Origin of the sequence: Pseudomonas sp. Irchel 3A5, from assembly GCF_900187575.1 — a bacterium.
In the GTDB taxonomy this organism is placed as follows: Bacteria; Pseudomonadota; Gammaproteobacteria; order Pseudomonadales; family Pseudomonadaceae; genus Aquipseudomonas; species Aquipseudomonas folii.
On record NZ_FYDU01000005.1, the window covers coordinates 209,507 to 231,130 of the forward strand.

Annotated in this window: 20 protein-coding genes; 11 read left to right on the top strand and 9 right to left on the bottom strand. The window is 58.2% G+C overall.

What is annotated here, in order from left to right:
- Positions 1-141: 141 nt before the first annotated feature.
- Entirely contained in the window at positions 142-507 is a 366-nt protein-coding gene (locus CKW31_RS10005) for a hypothetical protein (RefSeq protein ID WP_095094176.1), read from the bottom strand.
- 195 nt (positions 508-702) lie between these two features.
- Here CKW31_RS10005 and CKW31_RS10010 point away from each other — a divergent pair, with 195 nt between their 5' ends.
- From CKW31_RS10010 to CKW31_RS10020, 3 genes are all read left to right on the top strand, one after another.
- Positions 703-984, top strand: coding sequence for a type B 50S ribosomal protein L31 (locus CKW31_RS10010; protein WP_095094177.1), 282 nt, complete (start codon positions 703-705; stop codon positions 982-984).
- A gap of 162 nt (positions 985-1,146) precedes the next feature.
- Positions 1,147-2,238 (top strand): D-alanine--D-alanine ligase, encoded by a 1,092-nt coding sequence (ddlA, locus tag CKW31_RS10015; protein WP_095094178.1) that lies wholly within the window; start codon positions 1,147-1,149, stop codon positions 2,236-2,238.
- A complete protein-coding gene (locus CKW31_RS10020; RefSeq protein ID WP_095094179.1) occupies positions 2,235-2,642 on the top strand; it encodes an NUDIX domain-containing protein in 408 nt (135 codons plus the stop codon). Before ddlA ends, CKW31_RS10020 begins: the two co-directional genes overlap by 4 nt.
- Before the next feature lie 6 nt (positions 2,643-2,648).
- On the opposite strand, the gene CKW31_RS10025 is transcribed toward CKW31_RS10020, so the two are convergent.
- From CKW31_RS10025 to gap, 8 genes are all read right to left on the bottom strand, one after another.
- Entirely contained in the window at positions 2,649-4,157 is a 1,509-nt protein-coding gene (locus tag CKW31_RS10025) for a sigma-54-dependent transcriptional regulator (protein ID WP_095094180.1), read from the bottom strand.
- Between the two features lie 247 nt (positions 4,158-4,404).
- Positions 4,405-4,761, bottom strand: coding sequence for a DUF5064 family protein (locus tag CKW31_RS10030; RefSeq protein WP_095094181.1), 357 nt, complete (start codon positions 4,759-4,761; stop codon positions 4,405-4,407).
- A gap of 125 nt (positions 4,762-4,886) precedes the next feature.
- A complete protein-coding gene (locus CKW31_RS10035) occupies positions 4,887-5,342 on the bottom strand; it encodes a YbaN family protein (protein ID WP_095094182.1) in 456 nt (151 codons plus the stop codon).
- Positions 5,339-5,953, bottom strand: a complete 615-nt coding sequence (locus CKW31_RS10040; protein ID WP_095094183.1) for a biliverdin-producing heme oxygenase — start codon at positions 5,951-5,953, stop codon at positions 5,339-5,341. Before CKW31_RS10040 ends, CKW31_RS10035 begins: the two co-directional genes overlap by 4 nt.
- Before the next feature lie 188 nt (positions 5,954-6,141).
- Complete coding sequence (locus CKW31_RS10045; protein WP_095094184.1) at positions 6,142-8,751, bottom strand: TonB-dependent receptor; 2,610 nt, start codon at positions 8,749-8,751, stop codon at positions 6,142-6,144.
- Between the two features lie 120 nt (positions 8,752-8,871).
- Positions 8,872-9,837, bottom strand: a complete 966-nt coding sequence (locus CKW31_RS10050; RefSeq protein WP_371856713.1) for a FecR domain-containing protein — start codon at positions 9,835-9,837, stop codon at positions 8,872-8,874.
- Positions 9,838-9,903: 66 nt separating this feature from the next.
- A complete protein-coding gene (locus CKW31_RS10055) occupies positions 9,904-10,422 on the bottom strand; it encodes an RNA polymerase sigma factor (RefSeq protein ID WP_095094185.1) in 519 nt (172 codons plus the stop codon).
- 208 nt (positions 10,423-10,630) lie between these two features.
- Positions 10,631-11,632, bottom strand: a complete 1,002-nt coding sequence (gene gap / locus CKW31_RS10060; RefSeq protein WP_027898731.1) for a type I glyceraldehyde-3-phosphate dehydrogenase — start codon at positions 11,630-11,632, stop codon at positions 10,631-10,633.
- A 219-nt stretch (positions 11,633-11,851) separates the two neighbouring features.
- Between gap and edd the strand changes: the two genes are divergently transcribed.
- The 8 genes from edd to CKW31_RS10100 all read left to right on the top strand — a co-directional run bounded on the left by edd (position 11,852) and on the right by CKW31_RS10100 (position 21,620).
- A complete protein-coding gene (gene edd / locus CKW31_RS10065; protein WP_095094186.1) occupies positions 11,852-13,678 on the top strand; it encodes a phosphogluconate dehydratase in 1,827 nt (608 codons plus the stop codon).
- On the top strand, positions 13,675-14,652 hold the full coding sequence (locus tag CKW31_RS10070) for a glucokinase (protein WP_095094187.1): 978 nt from the start codon (positions 13,675-13,677) through the stop codon (positions 14,650-14,652). The genes edd and CKW31_RS10070 overlap by 4 nt, the downstream gene beginning before the upstream one ends.
- Before the next feature lie 204 nt (positions 14,653-14,856).
- Complete coding sequence (locus CKW31_RS10075; protein WP_095094188.1) at positions 14,857-15,594, top strand: response regulator; 738 nt, start codon at positions 14,857-14,859, stop codon at positions 15,592-15,594.
- 60 nt (positions 15,595-15,654) lie between these two features.
- A complete protein-coding gene (locus CKW31_RS10080) occupies positions 15,655-17,058 on the top strand; it encodes an ATP-binding protein (protein ID WP_095094457.1) in 1,404 nt (467 codons plus the stop codon).
- 252 nt (positions 17,059-17,310) lie between these two features.
- Entirely contained in the window at positions 17,311-18,597 is a 1,287-nt protein-coding gene (locus tag CKW31_RS10085; RefSeq protein ID WP_095094189.1) for an ABC transporter substrate-binding protein, read from the top strand.
- A gap of 113 nt (positions 18,598-18,710) precedes the next feature.
- Positions 18,711-19,619 (top strand): carbohydrate ABC transporter permease, encoded by a 909-nt coding sequence (locus CKW31_RS10090; RefSeq protein WP_027898725.1) that lies wholly within the window; start codon positions 18,711-18,713, stop codon positions 19,617-19,619.
- A complete protein-coding gene (locus tag CKW31_RS10095; RefSeq protein ID WP_095094190.1) occupies positions 19,612-20,457 on the top strand; it encodes a carbohydrate ABC transporter permease in 846 nt (281 codons plus the stop codon). Before CKW31_RS10090 ends, CKW31_RS10095 begins: the two co-directional genes overlap by 8 nt.
- 2 nt (positions 20,458-20,459) lie before the next feature.
- Positions 20,460-21,620 (top strand): ABC transporter ATP-binding protein, encoded by a 1,161-nt coding sequence (locus CKW31_RS10100; RefSeq protein ID WP_095094191.1) that lies wholly within the window; start codon positions 20,460-20,462, stop codon positions 21,618-21,620.
- Positions 21,621-21,624: the final 4 nt, after the last annotated feature.

The window sequence follows — 21,624 nt, forward strand, 5'->3', positions numbered from 1 at the left end:
TCTGGCTCGGCGCTGTTCCTGCGGCGACTGGCGCTGCAGTCGTTCAGCAGGTCGGGAGTCAGGGAGCAATAGTCTTCTGAAGACTATCGGCAGAATCGAGGATAGTTGAACTATAGGGATCGGGTTGGGCAGGCGGCGAATTCAGTCCGTCAGAATCCAGGGCTTGATATGGCGCAGGCGCTCGGCCATTTCGTAGATATCTTCTCGGCCTTCATGGCTGGTCCAGCGCAGATGTTTGATCAGCGCCTCTTCCTTGGGGTTCAGCGCGACGAAACCCAGTTCATCGGCCTTGCGCATGAACGCATCGCGAGGTTGCGAGGGTGTACTGGCAGTGATCACTTCCTGCAACGCGTTTTGTAGCATCGAGACATAGCCGATCAGCATCGACGGGTTGCACAGCACGTCGGTCTTGTTGACATAGCCGTCAAGCAAACGCAGCGAATCCCTTGCTTCGATCAGGCGATTATAGGCGTGGGGAGAGATTTGATAATGATCGGGTTCAGACATGGCTTGCTTCCATCCGGCCGGTGCGCCAGGAGACCAGTCCCGGACCGTTGATCCAGCAACGGCGGGGCGAACCTTAGCGGCTAGTGTCCGCCTAATCAAGTTCACGAATGATGCAAGTCACGACAATCGATTTTGGTCTGGAATGGTCGATATGTTATGTTGTAACTCAAATCTACCCAGCGATCCGGAGACATCATGAAACCTGATATCCACCCTGCTTACCGTCCAGTGCTGTTCCATGACACGGCGGCTGATGCGTTCTTCCTCATCGGTTCGACCGTTGATACAGATCGCACGCAAAAACACAGTGACGGCGAAACCTATCCTTACGTAGCCCTCGATGTGTCGAGCGCTTCACACCCGATCTACACCGGGCAACAACGTAAAACCACCACTGAAGGCCGAATTGCGGGCTTCAACAAGCGCTTCGCCACCTTTGGCTCTGGCACGAAAAAAGACAGCGCCGACGCTGAATGACGCGGTTTGCTCTCACGGGATGGACGATCAGAACCTGATCCTCCGTTTCGTGAGTTTTTTTTGCCTTTTTTTTGACTCCGACGACCACCTGCACGCATCGCCACTGGACTAAAGCGCGAATTTGCTTTTGACTCTGCGGCCTGAAAATCGGGAGTTATCGCTTTGAAAAAATCAGTCGCTATCCTCTTCGGAGGACAATCCAGCGAGCACGAAGTCTCGCTGCAGTCAGCCAGGAATGTGATCAACGCGATTGATCGCAGTACTCATGATCTGACGTTGATTGGCATCGACAAGTCGGGTCGCTGGCTGCGCTTCGATGAAAGCGATTACCTGCGCAACGCCAACGATCCGGCAAGAATCAGTCTCAGTGCTGCGGGCAAACGCCTGGCGTTGCTGCCGGGCAGTCTTGGCGGGCAATTTGTAGATGTAGAGTCGGGTGTAGAGCTGCCGCGCATAGACGTCGTATTCCCGCTGATTCATGGCGCGTTCGGCGAAGACGGGTCTTTGCAGGGCCTGTTGCGCTTGCTGGCGATTCCTTGTGTGGGTCCGGATGTTCTCGCCTCGGCGGCCTGCATGGACAAAGACGTGACCAAGCGCCTGCTGCGCGACGCCGGTATTGCCGTGGCGCCGTTTGTGGTGGTCAGTCATGGAGAGTCGGCGGAGTACGCCGCAGTCGTCGCACAGCTTGGTTTGCCGATGTTCGTCAAGCCAGCGAGTCAGGGATCTTCGGTGGGTGTCAGCAAAGTCACCGATGAAGCCGGTTACAGCGCGGCCTTGAGACTGGCCTTCGAGTACGACCACAAGGTGCTGATCGAAACAGGCATTGTTGGCCGCGAAGTTGAATGTGCGGTGCTCGGCAACCGTCAGCCGCAAGTCAGTGTTTGCGGTGAGGTGATCGCCAATGACGAGTTCTATGCCTACGACACCAAATACTTGAACGGTGATCAGGCACGCATCGCGATCCCCGCTGAGCTGGCCTCCGATGTCAGCGACGAGGTGCGTGAGGTTGCACTGCGTGCGTATCAAGTACTGGGCTGTGCCGGTCTGGCGCGGGTGGACTTCTTCGTCACCGAGGCGCGGGACATCATCATCAATGAAGTGAACACGATTCCCGGTTTCACCTCGATCAGCATGTACCCCAAGCTGTGGCAGGCCACGGACTTGTCCTACGCCGGTCTGATTGATCGTCTGATCGCGCTGGCACTGGAGCGTGCCGACGAGGCGCGGCAACTCAAGACCGAGATATTTTCATGAAGCTGATTCATATCGCTGCAGCGTTGTTGATCGGGCCGGACGGACGGACCTTGCTGGTACGCAAGCGCGGCACGCAGGCGTTCATGCAGCCGGGTGGCAAGATCGACGCCGGTGAGTCTGCTGCCGAAGCGCTGGCACGAGAGCTTGAGGAAGAGCTTGGGTTGCGGATCGATCCGGCCAACGCGGGTTATCTCGGCTCGTTCTCGGCACCTGCCGCTAACGAGCCAGGGTTCGAGGTGCGCTGCGAGCTGTTCGAAGTGCGCATCAATGTCGAGGTCGTTCCCGCTGCGGAAATCGAAGAAGTCGTCTGGATCAGCGCCGACAGTCACCCGGATCTTAATCTGGCACCGCTGACGCGGGACACCATCCTGCCGATCTATCGGGGCAGGCTCGCCGAAGCCTGATTTGGATCAGGCTTTCCCGGGAATCCCGTATTTACGCAAGCGATGGGCAATGGCGGTGTGTGAGGTCTGCAGGCGCGCCGCCAGTTGTCGGGTCGACGGATAGTCAGCGTAGAGCTTTTCCAGCAAAGCTTTTTCAAAGGTATCGACGGCCTGTTCCAGGCTGCCGACTTCGCCATCTATTTCACCGGCAACGGCCGTGCCGGCGATATCCAGATCACCGATGTCTACCAGATTGCTGTCACTGATGGCTGCCGCGCGGAAAATCACGTTCTGCAATTGACGCACGTTGCCCGGCCAGCGGTTGCCCAGTAACGCCGGATAGGTACCGGTCGCGAGGCGACAGACCGGGCGTTGAATCTGTGCGCAAGCCTGTTCCATGAAATAGCGCGCCAGCAACAGAATGTCCTGTCCGCGATCACGCAAGGGCGGGACTTCCAGATTGAGCACGTTCAGGCGGTAGAACAAGTCTTCGCGGAAGGTGCCTTCGCTGACCATTTTTTCCAGGTTGCGATGAGTCGCGCTGAGAATGCGCACGTTGACCTTTACTTCCTTATCCCCGCCGACGCGCCTGAAGCTGCCGTCGTTGAGGAAGCGCAACAGCTTGGCTTGCAGGTACGGCGACATTTCGCCGATTTCATCGAGAAAAACGGTGCCCTGATTCGCCAGCTCCATCAGCCCCGGCTTGCCACCTCGTTGCGCGCCGGTGAATGCGCCAGGGGCGTAGCCGAACAACTCGCTCTCGGCGAGATTTTCCGGCAGGGCGGCACAGTTGAGCGCCAGAAAGGGCGCGCTGTGTCGGGCGCTGGTCGCGTGGCAGGCGCGAGCCACCAGCTCTTTGCCGGTGCCGGTTTCACCCTGGATCAACAGCGGCGCATCCAGGGCTGCCACCCGCTGCGCGCGGGCCTTCAAGGTGCGGATAGCTGTTGACTCGCCCAGCAGGGCATCGAAGCCTTCTGCATGGTCGTGATGCAACGCCGACAGACGCTCGCCGATACGGCTCGGCTGGTAGAGGGTGAGCAGCGCACCCGCATCGGTAATCGGCGTGGCGTCCAGCAACAGCGCTTCACCGTTGAGCGTGACCTCACGTAAAGGCAGGCGAAAGCCGTTTTCCAGCAACGCACTGTGCAGACCCGGATCGGCAAACAGCTCGGCCACCGGTTCACCGGCAGGCTCGCGCCCGATCAACGCGATCAGTGCCGGGTTGGCCAGTAACACATGCCCGGCACTGTCCAGCGCCAACACCGGATCGGTCATGGCCGCCAGCAATGCATCCAGCTGCAAGTGGCGACGCTGGCCGGGAAGAATATCAACGACCGTAATGGCTTCAACGCCACGTACCCGGAACAGCGCGTCCTTGAGTTCTTCAAGCACCTCATGGCTGAGGGTTGGTGCGTCGATGTAAACGTTGGGCGGCACCATTTCCACCGCATCCAGATTCAGATTGCGCCCACCCAGAATGGCCAGGACTTCCTGAGTGATGCCGACGCGGTCGATGAAACTGACGTGGATACGCATGGGGCGCTAAAGGCTCTGGGCGAAGAGGGGGGCGATTATGCCAGTAAAAGCGCGCTGTGGATTAGAGACAGGGCAGTCGATTTGGGGACTGACCGGATGCTGCTTATGTGGGAATAGTTTGTTGTCGTGGGACCGGCTTTAGCCGGGAAGGCGGTGTTGCTGCAGACGAAGACTCAGTGTCTGTCCCGGCCTCTTCCCGGCTGAAGCCGGTCCCACGTAAAAATCCCGGATGAGATATCCGCCGCCTTCAAACCAAATGCTCAGGCTTCACCGGCTCACCCGGTTCAATGCCCAGCTTGTCGTGAACGTCCTTGAACATACGATCATATTCTTCATGCATCGCCAGCGGCACCAGGGCCGTGTGCGGCATGCCGTGTTTGACTGCGATCTGATTGGCGTGATGAGCAAAGTTGCAGGCCAGATCCTTGGGCAGTTCGAATTCATCCTCGAACGTGTTGCCTGCGACTTCGCCCTGCATCGTGAAATGCATGCACTTGCCTTCCTCAGGATGCTCGCTGACTTCGTAACGGATATGAATGTCGTAGCCGAAATCCGATGCTTGCAGCGGCGCGCGAGTGATATGCAGATGGCCTGGTTCGAACATGTCATTGCCCCTTGGCTGGTCGATGAGTGTCACGGTAGACCCGGTAAGGTCCGTTGACGTTCAGGGAATGTGAAGATTCAACCTTAGGCCATGTCGAGTGACAGTGGCGTGACGAGGATCAGTGCTCAGGACTTGCTGCTGACTGGCTCTGGCCGCGACCATATCCACAGGTTACCTAGCAGCATGCCGCCAACGGCGGCATACACCGGCCAACCGTGCATCAGATAAAGCATCAACCCCGCACAGAGCAGCATGCTGATAGTCGCGCTGATCTTGGCATTGCGAGTCACCCGCCGACCATTGCGCCAGTTACTCAGGATCGGGCCAAACAGCTTGTGATTCTCCAGCCACGCGCTCAGGCGCGGCGAGCTTTTGGTCGCTGCCCATGCCGCGAGAAGAATGAACTCGGTCGTCGGCAGGCCCGGAATAAAAATGGCGACAATCCCTATGCCCAGACTGACGTAGGCGAGGATGCCGAACAGAAGGCGAGAGAGTCTGGTACCGGGTGGTTTGGAGGTCATGGTCACTACAGGCAGGTTCAGAAAGCCCGGCCAGCTTAACAGCACCGGGCGCTTTTTCATGCTTGAACCGACTCGACCTTTGGCGCATAGGCGTAGGCGTGTTGCAGCAGCACATTGAAGCGTTCGAACGCGGCGATGGCGCCTTGATCCACCTGAGCCTCTTCCTGCTCGGTGAAATCCAGCCCGTCCAGAGTTCTGATAAAGCTTTTCCAGCCTTCGGCCCTACCACCTGCCGGCTCGCCCAGATGCCGGGCCCCGAAGCTTTCACTCAGGTTCAGCGCAGCGGCGCGCTTGATCAAAAAGGCCGCGCCCAGTTTGGAGCCCTCCGACACGAAGAGCCAGCCCATGGCCTGGGCCTTGCTCGGGTTGTGTACCGCACCGGCGATGGCGGGGGGAGTGTCAGTGTTCAGGTCGGCAAGATCGGCTTTGGCCTGTTCTGCACGGCACCGTGCAGGCAGGTCAGGGACGATTTTCTTCAGCTCGGGGTCGTTGTACAGCCGCTGCAGCTCTGCCTGAAAAAGATACTGAGCGACGACGAAGCGCTTGTAGCTTTCCAGCGTTTCAAAAGGCGCATTGGCTTTTACTGCCTTGTCGAGTTGCTCGTGCGGCGCGTGGGTAATCTGATTCAGGCGCTGGGAACGCAGGGCAGGGCGATTGTGCTCGGAGGTCATTGGGTTCTTCCCTGGTAAAAATGGAGAGGATGTTAAATAGACGAATGACCCACCCTTGAAGCGTAAAAATCGTGGGACCGGCTATAGCCGGGAAAGCGGTATACCCGACGAATCATTTTCTGTGACTGTAAGGGCCTCTTTCCGGCTGAAGCCGGTCCCACGACGTACAGTCCGCGGGGGGGGCTTAATCAGATATCCCAGACCACGTTGACGCTGAAGTTGCGGCCGGGCTGAGTCAGGCGGTCAAGGTTGGCCGGAGCGGTGACGGCCGCTTCTCCAGCGCTGTCATAGCCGCGCACGTCGTCCCATAGCCAGTATTTTTTGTCGGTGAGGTTGTACAGGCCCGCATTCACGGTTACATCGTTGGTGACCTTGTAATACCCGCTGAGATCAAGAACACCGAAACCTGGAGTCTTGAACGGGCTCGATGAACCGTCTGGCTCGTTGAATTCAAGTTCACTCACACGATCCTTGCGTTTGACCAGCGTCCAGCTGAGCAGCCCGCCATAGTTATCCTGGTCGTAGCCCAGACCGAACACGCCTGTCAGTGGGTTGACGCTATTGAGCGGCTCGCCACTGTCGTTGTTACGGCCATACAAGTAGGTAATAGCGCTTTGGGTATAGAGACCTTTGGGGGCGCCAAACTTATCCAGATTCAGGCGGCCTTTGAGTTCAACGCCCTTGATGGTCGCGTGAGCGATGTTGTTCGCCCGGAAAGTCGCTCCGGTTGCAGTGCCGGGCTGAATCTGGTCTTCGTCGATGAAGTCGCGGTATTTGTTGTAAAACACCGCAACGTCGAAGGTGCCTGCCTCAAAGCGGCCCCGCAGGCCGGTTTCATAGCTCTTGCTCTTTTCCGGTTCGAGATCAGGATTAGGCTCGACGGTGTAACCGCTTTGCAGGTTTTCGAAACGTCCGTAAAGCGCTTTGGCGCTCGGCGTGCGGAAGCCTTCCGCATATTGGCCGTACCACGTGTACTGATCATTGAACGCATAAGTCACGCCCAGCTTGGGCGACACGCGATGCCATTTCTGGCTTTCGTCACTGACGCTGTCCCGATCCTCACCCACTGTATTGAGAAACTCCTGAGTGATGTGCGGATCCAGACGGGTGTAGTCATAGCGGACGCCAGGCAGGAAGGTCCAGTCGTTCCAGCGGATTTCGTCCTGCGCGAACAGGCTGTAGGTATTGATGGTGGGGTCCGGGAAGTCACTGGACGGGGCCAGTGTGTTTTGAGGCAGTGCCTGCCCGACTGCCCTGCAAGTACCAAAGCCTGCTGTCGACGCACAGACTTCACCACCAGTACGAAGGCCGGTGACTTTCTGCTGCTTGAGGGTGGTGCCGTAGGTCAGAAGGTGCTCGGTATCGCCAATACTGAACGCCTTGTCCAGTTGAGCATCGAGAATCCACTGACGTTCTTTGTAAGTGGTTTCTCGCGAGCGCCACACATCCCGGGTGATCGGGAAGTAGCGCTCGAGTGTTGTCTGATCGGTCTTGGCAATCTGATAGTTCAGACTCCATTTGACGTTATCCGCCAACAGGCTGTTGAGCTCGAAGCTGTTTTCCAGCCCAAACCGCTCACGGCTGATGGTGTCGTTCCCGGTGCGCCCACGGTAAAAGTTCAGGCCGGTGCCTACGCCGCCAGTGAACAGCCCGCCGACAGCGCTCTGTTGGTCAGTGTCACGGTCATCCTTGTACTTTTCGTAGGTCAGACCCAGGCGTGAGCCTTCGCCATAGTTCCAGCCCAGCTTGGCCAGAATGTTGGTGGTGCGTGCATCTTCGGGGTTGGCTTGTGTACGCTCCAGTCCGGTACCGCCGGTGCTGCCATAGGACTCGGCCTCGTGGCCGTTGCGCTGGCTCAGGTGCAGGAGGCCATCAAAGTCGCCCTGGCGTGCGGCGAGTGTTCCAGAGGTGAGCCAGCTGTCATCGGCCGAGCTGTAACCTGTTTTCAGGCGAGCGCCGACGTCCTTGCCTTCCTTGATGATGTCGTCGGCATCGAGGGTGTAATAGCTGACCGCGCCGCCGATGGCGCTGCTGCCGTAAAGCGCCGACGCCGGGCCACGCAGAATCTCGACGCGTTTGACGATTTCCGGGTCGACGTAATTGCGATGAGTGTTGGCGTACGGCCCGGAGAAATAGTTGTCAGGCACTTCGACACCGTCGACCTGAGTCAGGATCCGGTTGCCGTCGATGCCGCGGATGTTATAGCCGGTCGTGCCCGAACGCTGACCGGCACCGCCGACGGAAACCCCCGGTTCATAACGTACAAGGTCGCGAATGGTGTTCACATTCTGTCGATCCAGTTCCCCTCGCTCATGGACCGAAACCGAGCTGGGAACCGACGCAATATCCTGGGCCTGACGCGTCGCGCTGACCGTGATCTGGCCCAGAGCAACAACTCCGTCGCTGCGTTTTTCCAGCACGACCGTGTTGTTTCCCATCACGCGATAGCTCAGGTGTGAACCGGCCAACAAGCTTTCCAGCGCATTGGCGGGTGAAAGCGAACCGCGTGCGCCGGGGGAGGTGACGTTGTTGGCCAGGTCAGAAGAAACCCCGACCTGCCAGCCAGTGATGCGGCTGAACTCGTTAAGCGCAGAAGCCAGTGGTTGCTGGGATATGTCGAATGCGTAAAGACCGGCAGTCCGGGTCGATGCCGCTGTTCCCTCGGCGTCGCTGGCGCTGGCTGCGTGCAAAACGCCGGACCAGCCAGCGGCGGACAGAACCGCCAGGGTCAACAGCGAGAGGGCGGATTTGTGCAGCCCGGCGGTGCGGGAGGCATGGGGCGTGACGGGATTACGCATTGTCGATAGGGCTCCGTTGTGCAGTCTTTTTAGTTTTTTGTAACTGTCGTTAATACGAATCAGTTGCATTGGCTAAGACGAGACGCGCGACGGATGACTATCGAGTAAAAATAAATCGGCTCAGTTGAGAATGACCAGTGCAGGCAGTTCATGCAGCTGGGAAGAGGTGATATGTGCCAGCGATCGGACCACATCCATTGGATTGTCCAGGCGGTAATTTCCGGTTACCGCAACGCTATCCAGTTTGCTGTTGGTGTTGACGATCCAGCCGGGGTAATAGCGTCGCAATTCGGCGAGGACTTCACCCATCGGGCAGTTGTCGAACACCAGACGGCCTTGAATCCAGGCTAGATCCTTTCCCGGATCAAGCTTCTGGCGATGGCTGAAACCTTCAGGGCCCACCCGAATGCTGTCACCTCCTGCGAGCTTCACAGCGTCGTCGCCCTGCGGTGCTCGGACGTCAAGAGCCCCGCGTTGCACCTGAATTTGCGCAATGCCATCCAGGTAGCGCACGGCAAAGGCGCTGTCATTGGTGCGCATGCTCACCGCGCCCGCCTGTACCTCCAGTGGCTGACCCTGGCTGACCGGTACTTCGAAGAAGGCTTCGCCTTGCAACAGTTTGGCGACCCGGCTCTTGTCAGTTACCTCACTGGAAAATGCTGAGTTGGTGTTGAGCAACACTTTGGAGCCGTCATCAAGCTGCAGGCGCTGACGTTCACCGACCACCGTCAAGTGATCAGCCTGCATGCGAAGGCCCAGATTACTGAAGCTGAATACGCCGATCAGCAGCATGGCGGCAGTCGCCACAGGTATCCATCGGGAACGCAGACGGCGCCAGCGTGATGGCTGGCTGGCGTTCAACTCGACTGCCGTCAGAGCAACCGGTTGTGAGTGCCAGATTGCCTGAACCTTGGCAAATGCCTCTCGATGGACAGGGGCGGCCGCCAGCCAATCCCGAAAGCGGGCTTGCTGTTGCTCGTCACTGTCATCAAGCTCGATCAGCCAGGTCAAAGCTTGATCCATCACACTGTCGCTCAACACTTCTTCAGCGATGGCGCGTGCGCGATGGAATTCAGGGTCCTTCACGGGAAGTCCTCGGTCGTTCTTGTTCGTGTCGGCCGAAGCCGTATTTGCCGCAGACTGCTGCAACGTTCAAGGGTGGTCAAGCCTTGTTGCAACAGCCACACAGATCGCCATGATCAATTTCAGCTCCTTCTGCACGGTGCTCGCGGACACGCCGAGTTGCTCGGCAATTTCCACGTAACTGAGACCCCGGATGCGGCTGAGGCTGAAAATCTGCTGTTGGCGGGGTGTCAGGGTCGCGATGCTTTTGCTGAGCACTTCGACCATCCGTCTGGCGTGGATGGCGTCTTCCAGCGACGTCGTCGACGCACTGACGTTTTCCATGTCGGCCGTCGTTGCGTCCTCGGCCAGCAAGCGTTCCCGCACGCGCCGGGTGCGCAAGTGGTCCAGTGCCAGGTTGCGGGCGGTCTGAAAAATGAACGGTTCCAGATGCTCGATGGCGCGATTGCTCAATGCGCCGGTCACACGCAGATAGGTTTCCTGAAGCAGGTCTTCTGCGGTGCTGTGATTGCTGACAATCCGCTGCAGGGTGCGCAGCAGAATAGGTCTGTGAGAGACGAATACTTCGTTTAAACGCGATTGACTCACCGGGGGAGTACTCGACCGAGAAAAGCAGCGGATGATAATGCTTCTCATCCGATTGTTCGGTCAAGGGGGTGTCGCTGTTGTTGTCTGTAGGGAGGCGATATCTCGGATAAATCTGTAGGAGCTGCCGAAGGCTGCGATAGCGGTGTCTCAGGAAAAAAGCTATCGCAGCCTTCGGCAGCTCCTACAAGGTGCAAGCACTCCGCCAGTTTTACTCCGCGTTATGCAGCGCCAGGCAGTTATCCAGCATGCGGTTGGAGAACGCCCATTCGTTGTCGTACCACGCTAGAACTTTTAGCAGTTTGCCGCTGACCTTGGTGTGATTGGCATCGAAAATCGACGACAGCGGATTGTGATTGAAATCGTGAGAAACCAGCGGCAACGTGTTGTATCCCAAAACCTTCGAATGCTGGCTGGCTTCTTTCATCAGCGCATTGACGTCCGCAGCCGTGGTGTCGCGAGTCAGTTGTACGGTCAGGTCCACCAGCGACACATTGATCACCGGAACGCGAACTGCCATGCCCGTCAGTTTGCCCGCCAGTTCCGGCAGTACCAGGCCTACCGCTTCGGCCGCGCCGGTCTTGCTCGGGATCATCGACTGAGTGGCCGAGCGCGCACGGTACGGGTCGGTGTGATAGACATCGATCAGATTCTGATCGTTGGTGTAGGCATGAATAGTGGTCATCAAGCCGCTTTCGATACCCAGTTCACGGTGCAGCACTTGTGCGACCGGAGCCAGGCAGTTAGTCGTGCAGGATGCGCTGGAAATGATTTGATGCGATTTACGCAGCGTGTCGTGGTTAACGCCATAGACGATGGTCGCGTCGGCACCTTGAGCCGGGGCCGAGATAATCACCTTGCGAGCACCGGCAGTCAGGTGCGCAGCGGCTTTGTCGCGGCTGGTGAACAGACCGGTGCATTCGAACACCACGTCGATGTCCTGTGCTTTCCACGGCAACTCGGCAGGGTTGCGAATGGCGCTGACCGCAATACGGTCACCATTGACCGTCAGGCTCTCGCTGTCACACTCGACCGTGCCGGAAAAAGGCCCGTGAACGGTGTCGAAACGGAGCAGGTGAGCGTTCATCTCACTGTCGCCCAAATCATTGATGGCGACGACCTGCAGGTCTTGGCGGTAGCCTTGGGTATACAGTGCGCGTAGGACGTTGCGGCCGATGCGGCCAAAACCATTGATTGCGATACGAAGAGTCATACAGCCGTCCTTTCTGAATTTGTTGTTGGAATTACAAGATTATTCGCATAGAAATAGAAAACAAGCCTTTTTAGTGGCAATATTTTGTTTTATCTACAACGAGAAGCCTGTAAGGCCAAAACAGTTGATCGAGATCAAGCTTTTACAGATAAGGCCTGTGCCTCGAAATCTGCAAGGTCTGAAACGGGTGACCACATACGTTAGCCTGGAGTTCAGCACATGCATCCCCGCATCCTTGAAGTAACCGAGCGGCTGATAGCCCGTAGTCGCGAAACCCGGCAGCGCTATCTGCAACTGATTCGAGGCGCCGCCAGCGACGGCCCGATGCGCGGCAAGCTGCAGTGCGCCAACTTCGCTCATGGCGTCGCAGCCTGTGGTCCTGAAGACAAAAACACTTTGCGCATGATGAACGCGGCTAACGTTGCCATCGTGTCCTCCTACAATGACATGCTCTCGGCGCATCAGCCTTACGAGCACTTCCCCAACCAGATCAAACAGGCTTTACGTGACATTGGTTCGGTCGGTCAGTTTGCCGGTGGTGTACCGGCCATGTGCGACGGTGTAACCCAGGGCGAGCCAGGCATGGAGATTGGCATCGCGAGCCGTGAAGTCATCGCCATGTCTACTGCCGTAGCGCTTTCTCACAACATGTTCGACGCCGCATTGATGCTGGGCGTCTGCGACAAGATCGTGCCGGGCCTGATGATGGGGGCGCTGCGCTTCGGCCATCTGCCGATGATTTTTATTCCGGGCGGGCCGATGGTTTCCGGTATTTCCAACAAGGAAAAAGCCGATGTCCGCCAGCGTTATGCCGAAGGCAAGGCCACCCGTGAAGAGTTGCTGGACTCCGAGATGAAGTCTTACCACGGCCCAGGCACCTGCACTTTCTACGGCACCGCCAACACCAACCAATTGCTGATGGAAGTCATGGGCCTGCATTTGCCCGGCTCGTCATTCGTCAATCCGTACACTCCGCTGCGTGATGCCCTGACGGTCGAGGCCGCACAGCAAGTGACGCGCATGACCATGCAGAGCGGCAACTTCATGCCCATCGGCGAAATCGTCGACGAGCGTTCGCTGGTCAATTCGATTGTCGCGCTGCACGCCACGGGCGGCTCCACCAACCATACCTTGCACATGCCAGCCATCGCTCAAGCCGCGGGTATTCAACTGACCTGGCAGGACATGGCTGACTTGTCTGAAGTCGTGCCGACCCTGACTCATGTCTATCCAAACGGCAAAGCCGATATCAACCACTTCCAGGCTGCTGGCGGCATGTCGTTCCTGATTCGCGAGTTGCTGGAAGCCGGTCTGCTCCATGAGGACGTCAACACCGTGCTGGGCCGTGGTCTGAGCCGCTATACGCAGGAGCCATTCCTGGAAGACGGCAAGCTGGTATGGCGCGAAGGCCCGATCGAAAGCCTCGATGAAAACATCCTGCGTCCGGTCGCCAAAGCGTTCTCACCTGAAGGTGGCCTGCGGGTGATGGAAGGCAATCTGGGACGCGGTGTGATGAAGGTTTCGGCCGTCGCCCCGGAGCATCAAATTGTTCAGGCCCCGGCAAAAGTCTTTCACGATCAGCAGGACCTGGCGGATGCGTTCAAGGCTGGCGAGCTGGAATGTGATTTCGTGGCTGTCATGCGCTTTCAGGGGCCGCGCTCCAACGGCATGCCTGAGCTACACAAAATGACACCATTTCTGGGTGTCCTGCAGGACCGGGGTTTCAAGGTTGCGCTGGTCACCGACGGACGCATGTCAGGCGCATCGGGCAAGATCCCGGCAGCCATTCACGTCTGCCCTGAAGCCTACAGTGGTGGCCCTTTGGCCCTCGTGCAGGATGGCGACATTATCCGTGTGGATGGCGTAAAAGGGACCTTGCAAGTTCTGATCGAACCGGCAGAATTGGCCGCCAGAGAACCCGCTGTGGGCCATCTGGACAATGCGGTCGGCTGCGGTCGCGAACTGTTCGGTTTCATGCGCATGGCCTTCAGCTCCGCTGAGCAGGGCGCCAGCGCCTTTACCTCGAGTCTGGAGACGCTTAAGTGAAGTTGGCCCTGGTCGGTGATATTGGCGGTACCAATGCACGTTTTGCCATTTGGGAAGACGACAAGCTGCATTCGATCCGGGTATTCCCGACCATCGACTATGCCAGCCCGGAGAAGGCCGTTGAGGTCTATCTTCAGGATCTGGAGCTGCAAAGAGGCGACGTAGGTTCAGTCTGTCTGGCGGTTGCCGGGCCTGTGGATGGCGACGAATTCGAGTTTACCAACAGCCATTGGAAGCTCAGCAAATCGGCGTTCTCCGCGAATCTGAAAATTGATGATCTGCTGTTGATCAACGACTTCAGTGCCATGGCGCTGGGTATGACGCGCCTGGCTGACGATGAATACCTGACGGTCTGTCACGGTATCGGCGAGCCGGATCGCCCGCGTGTGGTGGTGGGACCAGGAACCGGGCTCGGCGTTGGCACCTTGCTCAGTGTCGGCGTCAATCACTGGATGGCCTTGCCGGGCGAGGGGGGGCATATCGATCTGCCCATCGGCAATGCGCGCGAAGCCATGCTGTGGATGCGCCTGATGGCGGAGCATGAACACGTCAGCGCTGAAACCGTACTCAGTGGTGCCGGGCTGTTGCTGCTCTACCAGGTCAGCTGCGCGCTGGACGATATCGAACCGGTGCTCAAATCTCCGGCAGCCATTACCTCGGCAGCCGTCGCGGGCGATCCTGTTGCCGCCGCCGTGCTGGAGCAATTCTGTGTGTTCCTCGGGCGCGTGGCAGGTAACAATGTGCTCACCGTCGGCGGTCGTGGTGGCGTGTACATCGTTGGCGGCGTGGTGCCGCGTTTTACCGAATTCTTCATGAACAGCGGTTTCAAGCGCGCTTTTGCCGAGAAGGGGGTGATGAGCGATTACTTCAAAGGCATCCCGGTCTGGCTGGTGACGGCCGAGTATCCAGGTTTGATGGGGGCCGGTGTGGCGTTGCAGCAGGCGTTTGGTGAAGAGCGCGCGGTAGAGCTGTAGTTTTGAAATTCAATCGGGCACCAGATTTCTAAAATTTGGAATGCAATCCCGTGTGGGAGCGGTGCTTGCCCGCGATAAGGTCCGCGCGATTCAAGATCATGGCGCCCTCATCGCGGGCAAGCACCGCTCCCACAATTCAGGATGTGAGTAAGATTTCAGTTCCACCCCTAACAATAACGATCCATAGCAACAAGGACGATCCCAGTGAGCTCAGTCAGTAAATCGATCCTGCTGGTCGATGACGACCAGGAGATTCGTGAGTTGCTGCAAACCTACCTGAGCCGCTCCGGCTTTCAGGTGCGTGCCGTCGGCGATGGTGCGGGCTTTCGTCAGGCGTTCAATGACGAACCCGGCGACCTGCTGATCCTCGACGTGATGCTGCCCGACGAAGACGGCTTCAGCCTCTGCCGTTGGGTGCGCCAACATGTTCGCCATCCCCATGTGCCCATCATCATGCTCACCGCCAGCTCCGATGAAGCAGACCGTGTGATCGGTCTGGAGCTGGGAGCGGATGACTACCTCGGCAAACCTTTCAGCCCGCGAGAGCTGGTTGCGCGTATCAAAGCCCTGTTGCGGCGTGCGCAGTTCGGACAAGAGCGCGTGGGCGGTGACGTGCTGACCTTTGATGAGTGGCGGCTGGACATGGTCAGCCACCGGCTGTTCCACAGTGACGGTGAGGAGGTCATCCTGTCCGGCGCTGACTTTGCGCTGCTCAAGCTGTTCCTCGATAACCCGCAACAGATTCTCGACCGTGACACCATCGGCAACGCCACCCGTGGCCGAGAACTGATGCCCCTGGAGCGTATCGTCGATATGGCGGTCAGCCGTCTTCGCCAGCGTCTACGTGATACCGGCAAGTCGCCGCGCTTGATCCGGACCGTGCGTGGCAGTGGTTATCTGTTGGCTGCCAATGTGATCTGCCAAGCCAGCAGTGGTTACTGAGTGCTGATCAACGATGCACCACGGCGCTGTTTGCCGCTGCCACGCTCGTTGCTTGGGCGCATGTTGCTGTTGACCTTGCTGGCAGTGTTGCTGGCTCAGGCGCTATCGAGTGTGATCTGGCTGTCGCAACTGCGTGCTACGCAAATGGAAGGTCTGGTCACCAGTGCGCGCAGTCTTGCTCACTCCATGGCGGCCAGCGTGAGTTACTTCCGGTCCTTGCCGTTGGCCTATCGCCCGTTGGTGCTTGACCAGCTGCGCAGTATGGGCGGCACGCGCTTTGTGGTGTCCCTCAATGATCGTCCGCTGGACATGAAAGTGCTGGATGCCACGCCGCGTAAACAGGCGGTGCTGACCGCCGTCGACGACGTGCTGCGTCAGCATCTGGGCAATGATCCGGCCATTGCAGTGTGGTTCGTACGGCCTGAAGACTTGCGCATTTTCAATAGCGGTCTGACTCTGGATGAACTGCCGCGCTCCTGGGCGCATTACGCACTCACCCTGGAACCTGTTAACCCGCCCGTGCTGGTGACGCAAATCGAGCTGGCGGCAGGGGAGTGGTTGTACATCGCGTCGCTGCTGCCTGAGCCTTACACCACTCTTGAAGAACAGGACCTGCCGCTGCAACAGGTCTGGTTCATCCTGCTTACCAGCGGTTTTCTGCTGTTGTTCATTGGGTTGCTGGTGCATTGGCAGAGTCGGCCGCTCAAACGTCTGGCACGGGCTGCGCGCGACATGTCGCTGGGGGCGGATGTCGAGCCGGATGTCGAAGGCGGTGCCAGTGAGGTAGTGGAGGTCAGCAGGGCGTTCAGCGCCATGCGTACTCGCATCAGCCGTTACCTGACCGAGCGTGGTCAATTGTTCAGCGCGATCTCCCATGACCTGCGCACACCGATCACTCGCTTGCGACTGCGCGTCGAGTTGCTTGAGGACGAAGCCCTGCAAGCCAAATTCACCCGCGACCTCGATGAGCTGGAGCTGTTGGTCAAAGGCGCGCTGCAATGCGTGAAGGACACTGACATTCACGAGAACATCGAGGCTGTTGACCTTAACCATGTGCTCGATTGCCTGGTTGAGCCTTACCTGGCGCCTCATGGCAATGGCAACGCCACGCAGGAGGGCAAGGCGCTGGGGCCTTATCCTGGCAAACCGCTGGCCCTCAAGCGCTGCATCGGCAATCTGATCGACAACGCTCTCAAATACGGCACCAAAGCTCACCTCAAGATCGAGGACAACCTCCAGGCCTTCGTCCTGCACGTGGACGATGAAGGGCCGGGCGTACCGGAGCAGCGCCTTGAGCGAGTGTTCGAACCGCACTTCCGGCTCGCGGGCAATCAACAGCAAGGTTATGGCCTCGGCCTGGGCATCGCCCGTAACATCGCACACAGCCATGGCGGTGAGGTCAGCCTGCAGAACCTGCGCGGCGGCGGACTGCGGGTGACGTTGTATTTGCCTAGAACGGATTGATCATTTCAAGACGTGGGACCGGCTTTAGCCGGGAAGGCGGCATTCCAGGCGATGAAGATGTAGCGACTGTACTGACCTCTTCCCGGCTAAAGCCGGTCCCACGACACCATCGCGTAGACCGCACTCCGCCAATGTAACCATCCTGTGACCAATGCGCGTCCCTTCGTTACTGTTCTTTCAAAACCCTTGGTTAGACTCCATGCAGCGCAAGCACAGACTTGCTCATGCATAACAACAAGAAAGGTTAAATCGATGAATTCAATCTCCCGCCTCGCAGCTGTCATCTCTGTTGCCTCGTTGTTCCCTCTGAGTGCTCTTGCCGCCGATTCGAAAGGCACCGTGGAAGTCGTCCACTGGTGGACTTCCGGTGGTGAAAAAGCAGCTGTGGATGTGCTCAAGGCTCAGGTCGAGAAAGACGGCTTCACATGGAAGGACGGCGCAGTCGCCGGTGGTGGTGGCGCTACGGCGATGACGGTGCTCAAGAGCCGTGCCGTAGCAGGTAACCCGCCCGGTGTAGCGCAGATCAAAGGTCCTGATATTCAGGAGTGGGCGTCCACTGGCTTGCTGGACACCGACGTTCTCAAGGACGTCGCCAAAGAAGAGAAGTGGGACAGCCTGCTGGACAAGAAAGTCTCCGACACCGTCAAGTACGACGGCGATTATGTGGCCGTGCCGGTCAACATTCACCGCGTCAACTGGCTGTGGATCAACCCGGAAGTCTTCAAGAAAGCCGGTATTGAGAAAAACCCTACAACCCTCGAAGAATTCTACGCAGCGGGCGACAAGCTGAAAAAAGCCGGCTTCATCCCGCTGGCCCACGGTGGTCAACCATGGCAGGACAGCACCGTATTTGAAGCGGTCGTGCTGTCGGTGATGGGCGCAGACGGCTACAAGAAAGCACTGGTAGATCTGGACAACGGCGCGCTGACTGGCCCGGAAATGGTCAAGGCCCTGACCGAGCTGAAGAAAGTCGCGACTTACATGGATGTCGACGGCAAAGGTCAGGACTGGAACCTGGAAGCAGGCAAAGTCATCAATGGCAAAGCCGGCATGCAGATCATGGGTGACTGGGCCAAGAGCGAATGGACCGCCGCCAAGAAAGTCGCTGGCAAAGACTACGAGTGCGTAGCGTTCCCTGGTACCGAAAAAGCCTTCACCTACAACATCGACTCACTGGCCGTATTCAAGCAGAAAGACGCCGGTACGGCGGCTGGTCAGCAGGACATCGCCAAAGTCGTGTTGGGTGAAAACTTCCAGAAAGTCTTCAGCATCAATAAGGGCTCGATCCCGGTTCGTAACGACATGCTCAGCGACATGGGCAAGTACGGCTTCGACTCCTGCGCGCAAACCGCTGCCAAGGATTTCCTGGCTGATGCCAAAACCGGCGGTTTGCAACCAAGCATGGCGCACAACATGGCGACTACGCTGGCAGTCCAGGGCGCATTCTTTGATGTCATCACCAATTACATCAACGACCCGAAAGCTGACCCGGCAGACGCTGCGAAGAAACTTGGTACGGCGGTCAAGTCAGCCAAGTAATTCGTTTGTCTGGTCGCTAACCAACCCCGGCCGCGGTTCGTGCTGATGACATCGTATTCCGGTGTCAGGCACGTCTGCGGACTGGAAATGATCTGTTCAATGTGAGTGATTCGATGAGCTCTGTCGCTGCCCTCAGCAAAGCCTCGCCGCTTGATGCGCTGCAACGCTGGCTGCCCAAGTTGGTGCTGGCGCCGAGCATGTTCATCGTGCTGGTCGGTTTTTACGGTTACATCCTCTGGACGTTCGTCCTGTCGTTCACCACCTCGACTTTTCTGCCCAGCTACAAGTGGGCCGGGCTGTCGCAATACGTGCGCCTGTACGAGAGCGATCGCTGGTGGGTGGCCAGCAAGAACCTGATGGTCTTCGGTGGCATGTTCATCGCGATCAGTCTGGCGATTGGCGTGTTGCTGGCCGTGTTCCTCGACCAGCGTATCCGTCGCGAAGGCTTTATCCGCACGATTTATCTGTACCCGATGGCGCTGTCGATGATCGTTACCGGCACCGCCTGGAAGTGGTTGCTCAACCCTGGCATGGGGCTGGACAAAATGCTCCGGGACTGGGGCTGGGAAGGTTTCCGCCTGGACTGGCTGGTAGATCCGGATCGCGTGGTTTACTGCCTGGTGATCGCCGCTGTCTGGCAGTCGTCGGGGTTCATCATGGCGATGTTTCTTGCGGGGCTGCGTGGTGTTGATCAGTCGATCATCCGTGCGGCACAAATCGACGGCGCGAGCATGCCGAAAATCTACTGGAAAGTGGTGCTGCCAAGCCTGCGTCCAGTGTTCTTCAGTTCGGTAATGATCCTCGCCCACATCGCAATCAAGAGTTTCGACCTGGTGGCGGCGATGACAGCTGGGGGACCGGGTTACTCCTCGGATCTGCCTGCCATGTTCATGTACTCCTTCACCTTCAGCCGTGGCCAGATGGGCATGGGTTCGGCCAGTGCGATTCTGATGCTCGGCGCGATCCTGGCGATTCTGGTGCCTTACCTGTATTCCGAGCTGAGGACCAAGCGCAATGACTAGTCATGTCGGCAAACCGGCCCTCAGCTTCGGTCGTATCGCTATTTACGCGGTATTGATCCTCGCTTGTTTCCTGTATCTCGTACCGCTGGTGGTCATGCTCCTCACCAGCTTCAAAACACCTGAAGACATTGGCACCGGCAACCTGCTGAGCTGGCCCTCCGTGGTCACCGGCATTGGCTGGGTCAAAGCCTGGGGAACGCTGGACGGCTACTTCTGGAACTCGATCAAGATCACCGTGCCTGCCGTTCTGATTTCCACGGCCATCGGTGCTCTTAACGGTTACGTGTTGTCGATGTGGCGCTTTCGCGGCTCGCAACTGTTCTTCGGCCTGTTGCTGTTTGGCTGCTTCCTGCCGTTTCAAACGGTATTGCTGCCAGCGTCTTTCACGCTGGGCAAGATGGGGCTGGCCAGCACCACCACCGGTCTGGTGTTCGTGCACGTAGTTTACGGTTTGGCTTTCACCACGCTGTTCTTCCGTAACTATTACGTGAGCATCCCTGACGCGCTGGTCAAGGCTGCACGGCTGGATGGCGCGGGCTTCTTTACGATTTTTGGCAAGATCATTTTGCCGATGTCGACGCCGATCATCATGGTTTGCCTGATCTGGCAATTCACTCAGATCTGGAACGACTTCCTCTTCGGTGTGGTGTTCTCCAGTGGTGAGTCGCAGCCCATCACCGTGGCGCTGAACAACCTCGTGAACACCAGTACCGGTGCCAAGGAATACAACGTTGATATGGCGGCCGCGATGATCGCCGGGCTGCCGACTCTGCTGGTCTACATCGTCGCCGGCAAGTATTTCGTGCGCGGGCTAACGGCCGGCGCAGTCAAGGGGTAAACATGGCAACGCTCGAATTACGTAACGTAAACAAGACCTACGGCGCGGGCCTTCCGGACACGCTGAAGAACATCGAACTGCAGATCAAGGACGGCGAATTCCTGATTCTGGTCGGTCCGTCCGGCTGTGGTAAATCGACCCTGATGAACTGCATCGCGGGGCTGGAAAACATCAGCGCCGGTTCGATCCTGATCGACGACGCCGATGTCAGCGGCATGAGCCCCAAGGACCGCGACATCGCCATGGTCTTTCAGTCCTACGCGCTGTACCCGACCATGAGCGTGCGGGAGAACATCGAGTTCGGTCTCAAGATCCGCAAGATGAGCGCGGCGGCCATTGACGAAGAAGTCAATCGCGTTGCCAAGCTGTTGCAGATCGAGCACCTGCTCAATCGCAAGCCGGGGCAGTTGTCCGGCGGGCAGCAACAGCGTGTGGCGATGGGACGAGCGCTGGCGCGGCGGCCGAAGATTTACCTGTTCGATGAGCCTCTGTCCAACCTCGACGCCAAGCTGCGGGTCGAGATGCGTACCGAAATGAAGCTGATGCACCAACGTCTGAAAACCACCACTGTTTACGTGACCCACGATCAGATCGAAGCGATGACCCTGGGCGACAAAGTGGCGGTCATGAAGGACGGCATCATTCAACAGTTCGGCACGCCCAAGCAGATCTACAACGATCCGGCCAATCTGTTCGTGGCGAGCTTCATCGGTTCGCCGCCGATGAACTTCATTCCTCTGCGTTTGCAGCGCAAGGAAGGACGTCTGCTCGCGTTGCTTGATAGCGGTCAGGCGCGCTGCGAGTTGCCGTTGGGCATGACCGATGCCGGTCTGGAAGATCGCGAAGTGATCCTTGGTCTGCGCCCTGAACAGATCGTGCTCGCGCCGTCGGAAGCCAATGGTTTGCCGACCATCCGCGCTGAGGTTCAGGTCACTGAGCCCACCGGGCCGGACACCCTGGTATTCGTCACACTCAATCAGAGCAAAGTCTGCTGCCGCCTGGCGCCGGATGTCGCGCCGCAGGTAGGCGAAAGCCTCACGCTGCAATTCGACCCCGCCAAAGTGCTGCTTTTTGATGCCGCCACTGGCGAGCGCCTTGGGGTGCTTGCCAGCCAGCCGCCTGTCGAGCGTGCAGCGAATGTCACCCAGATCAACCGTAACTGACCGG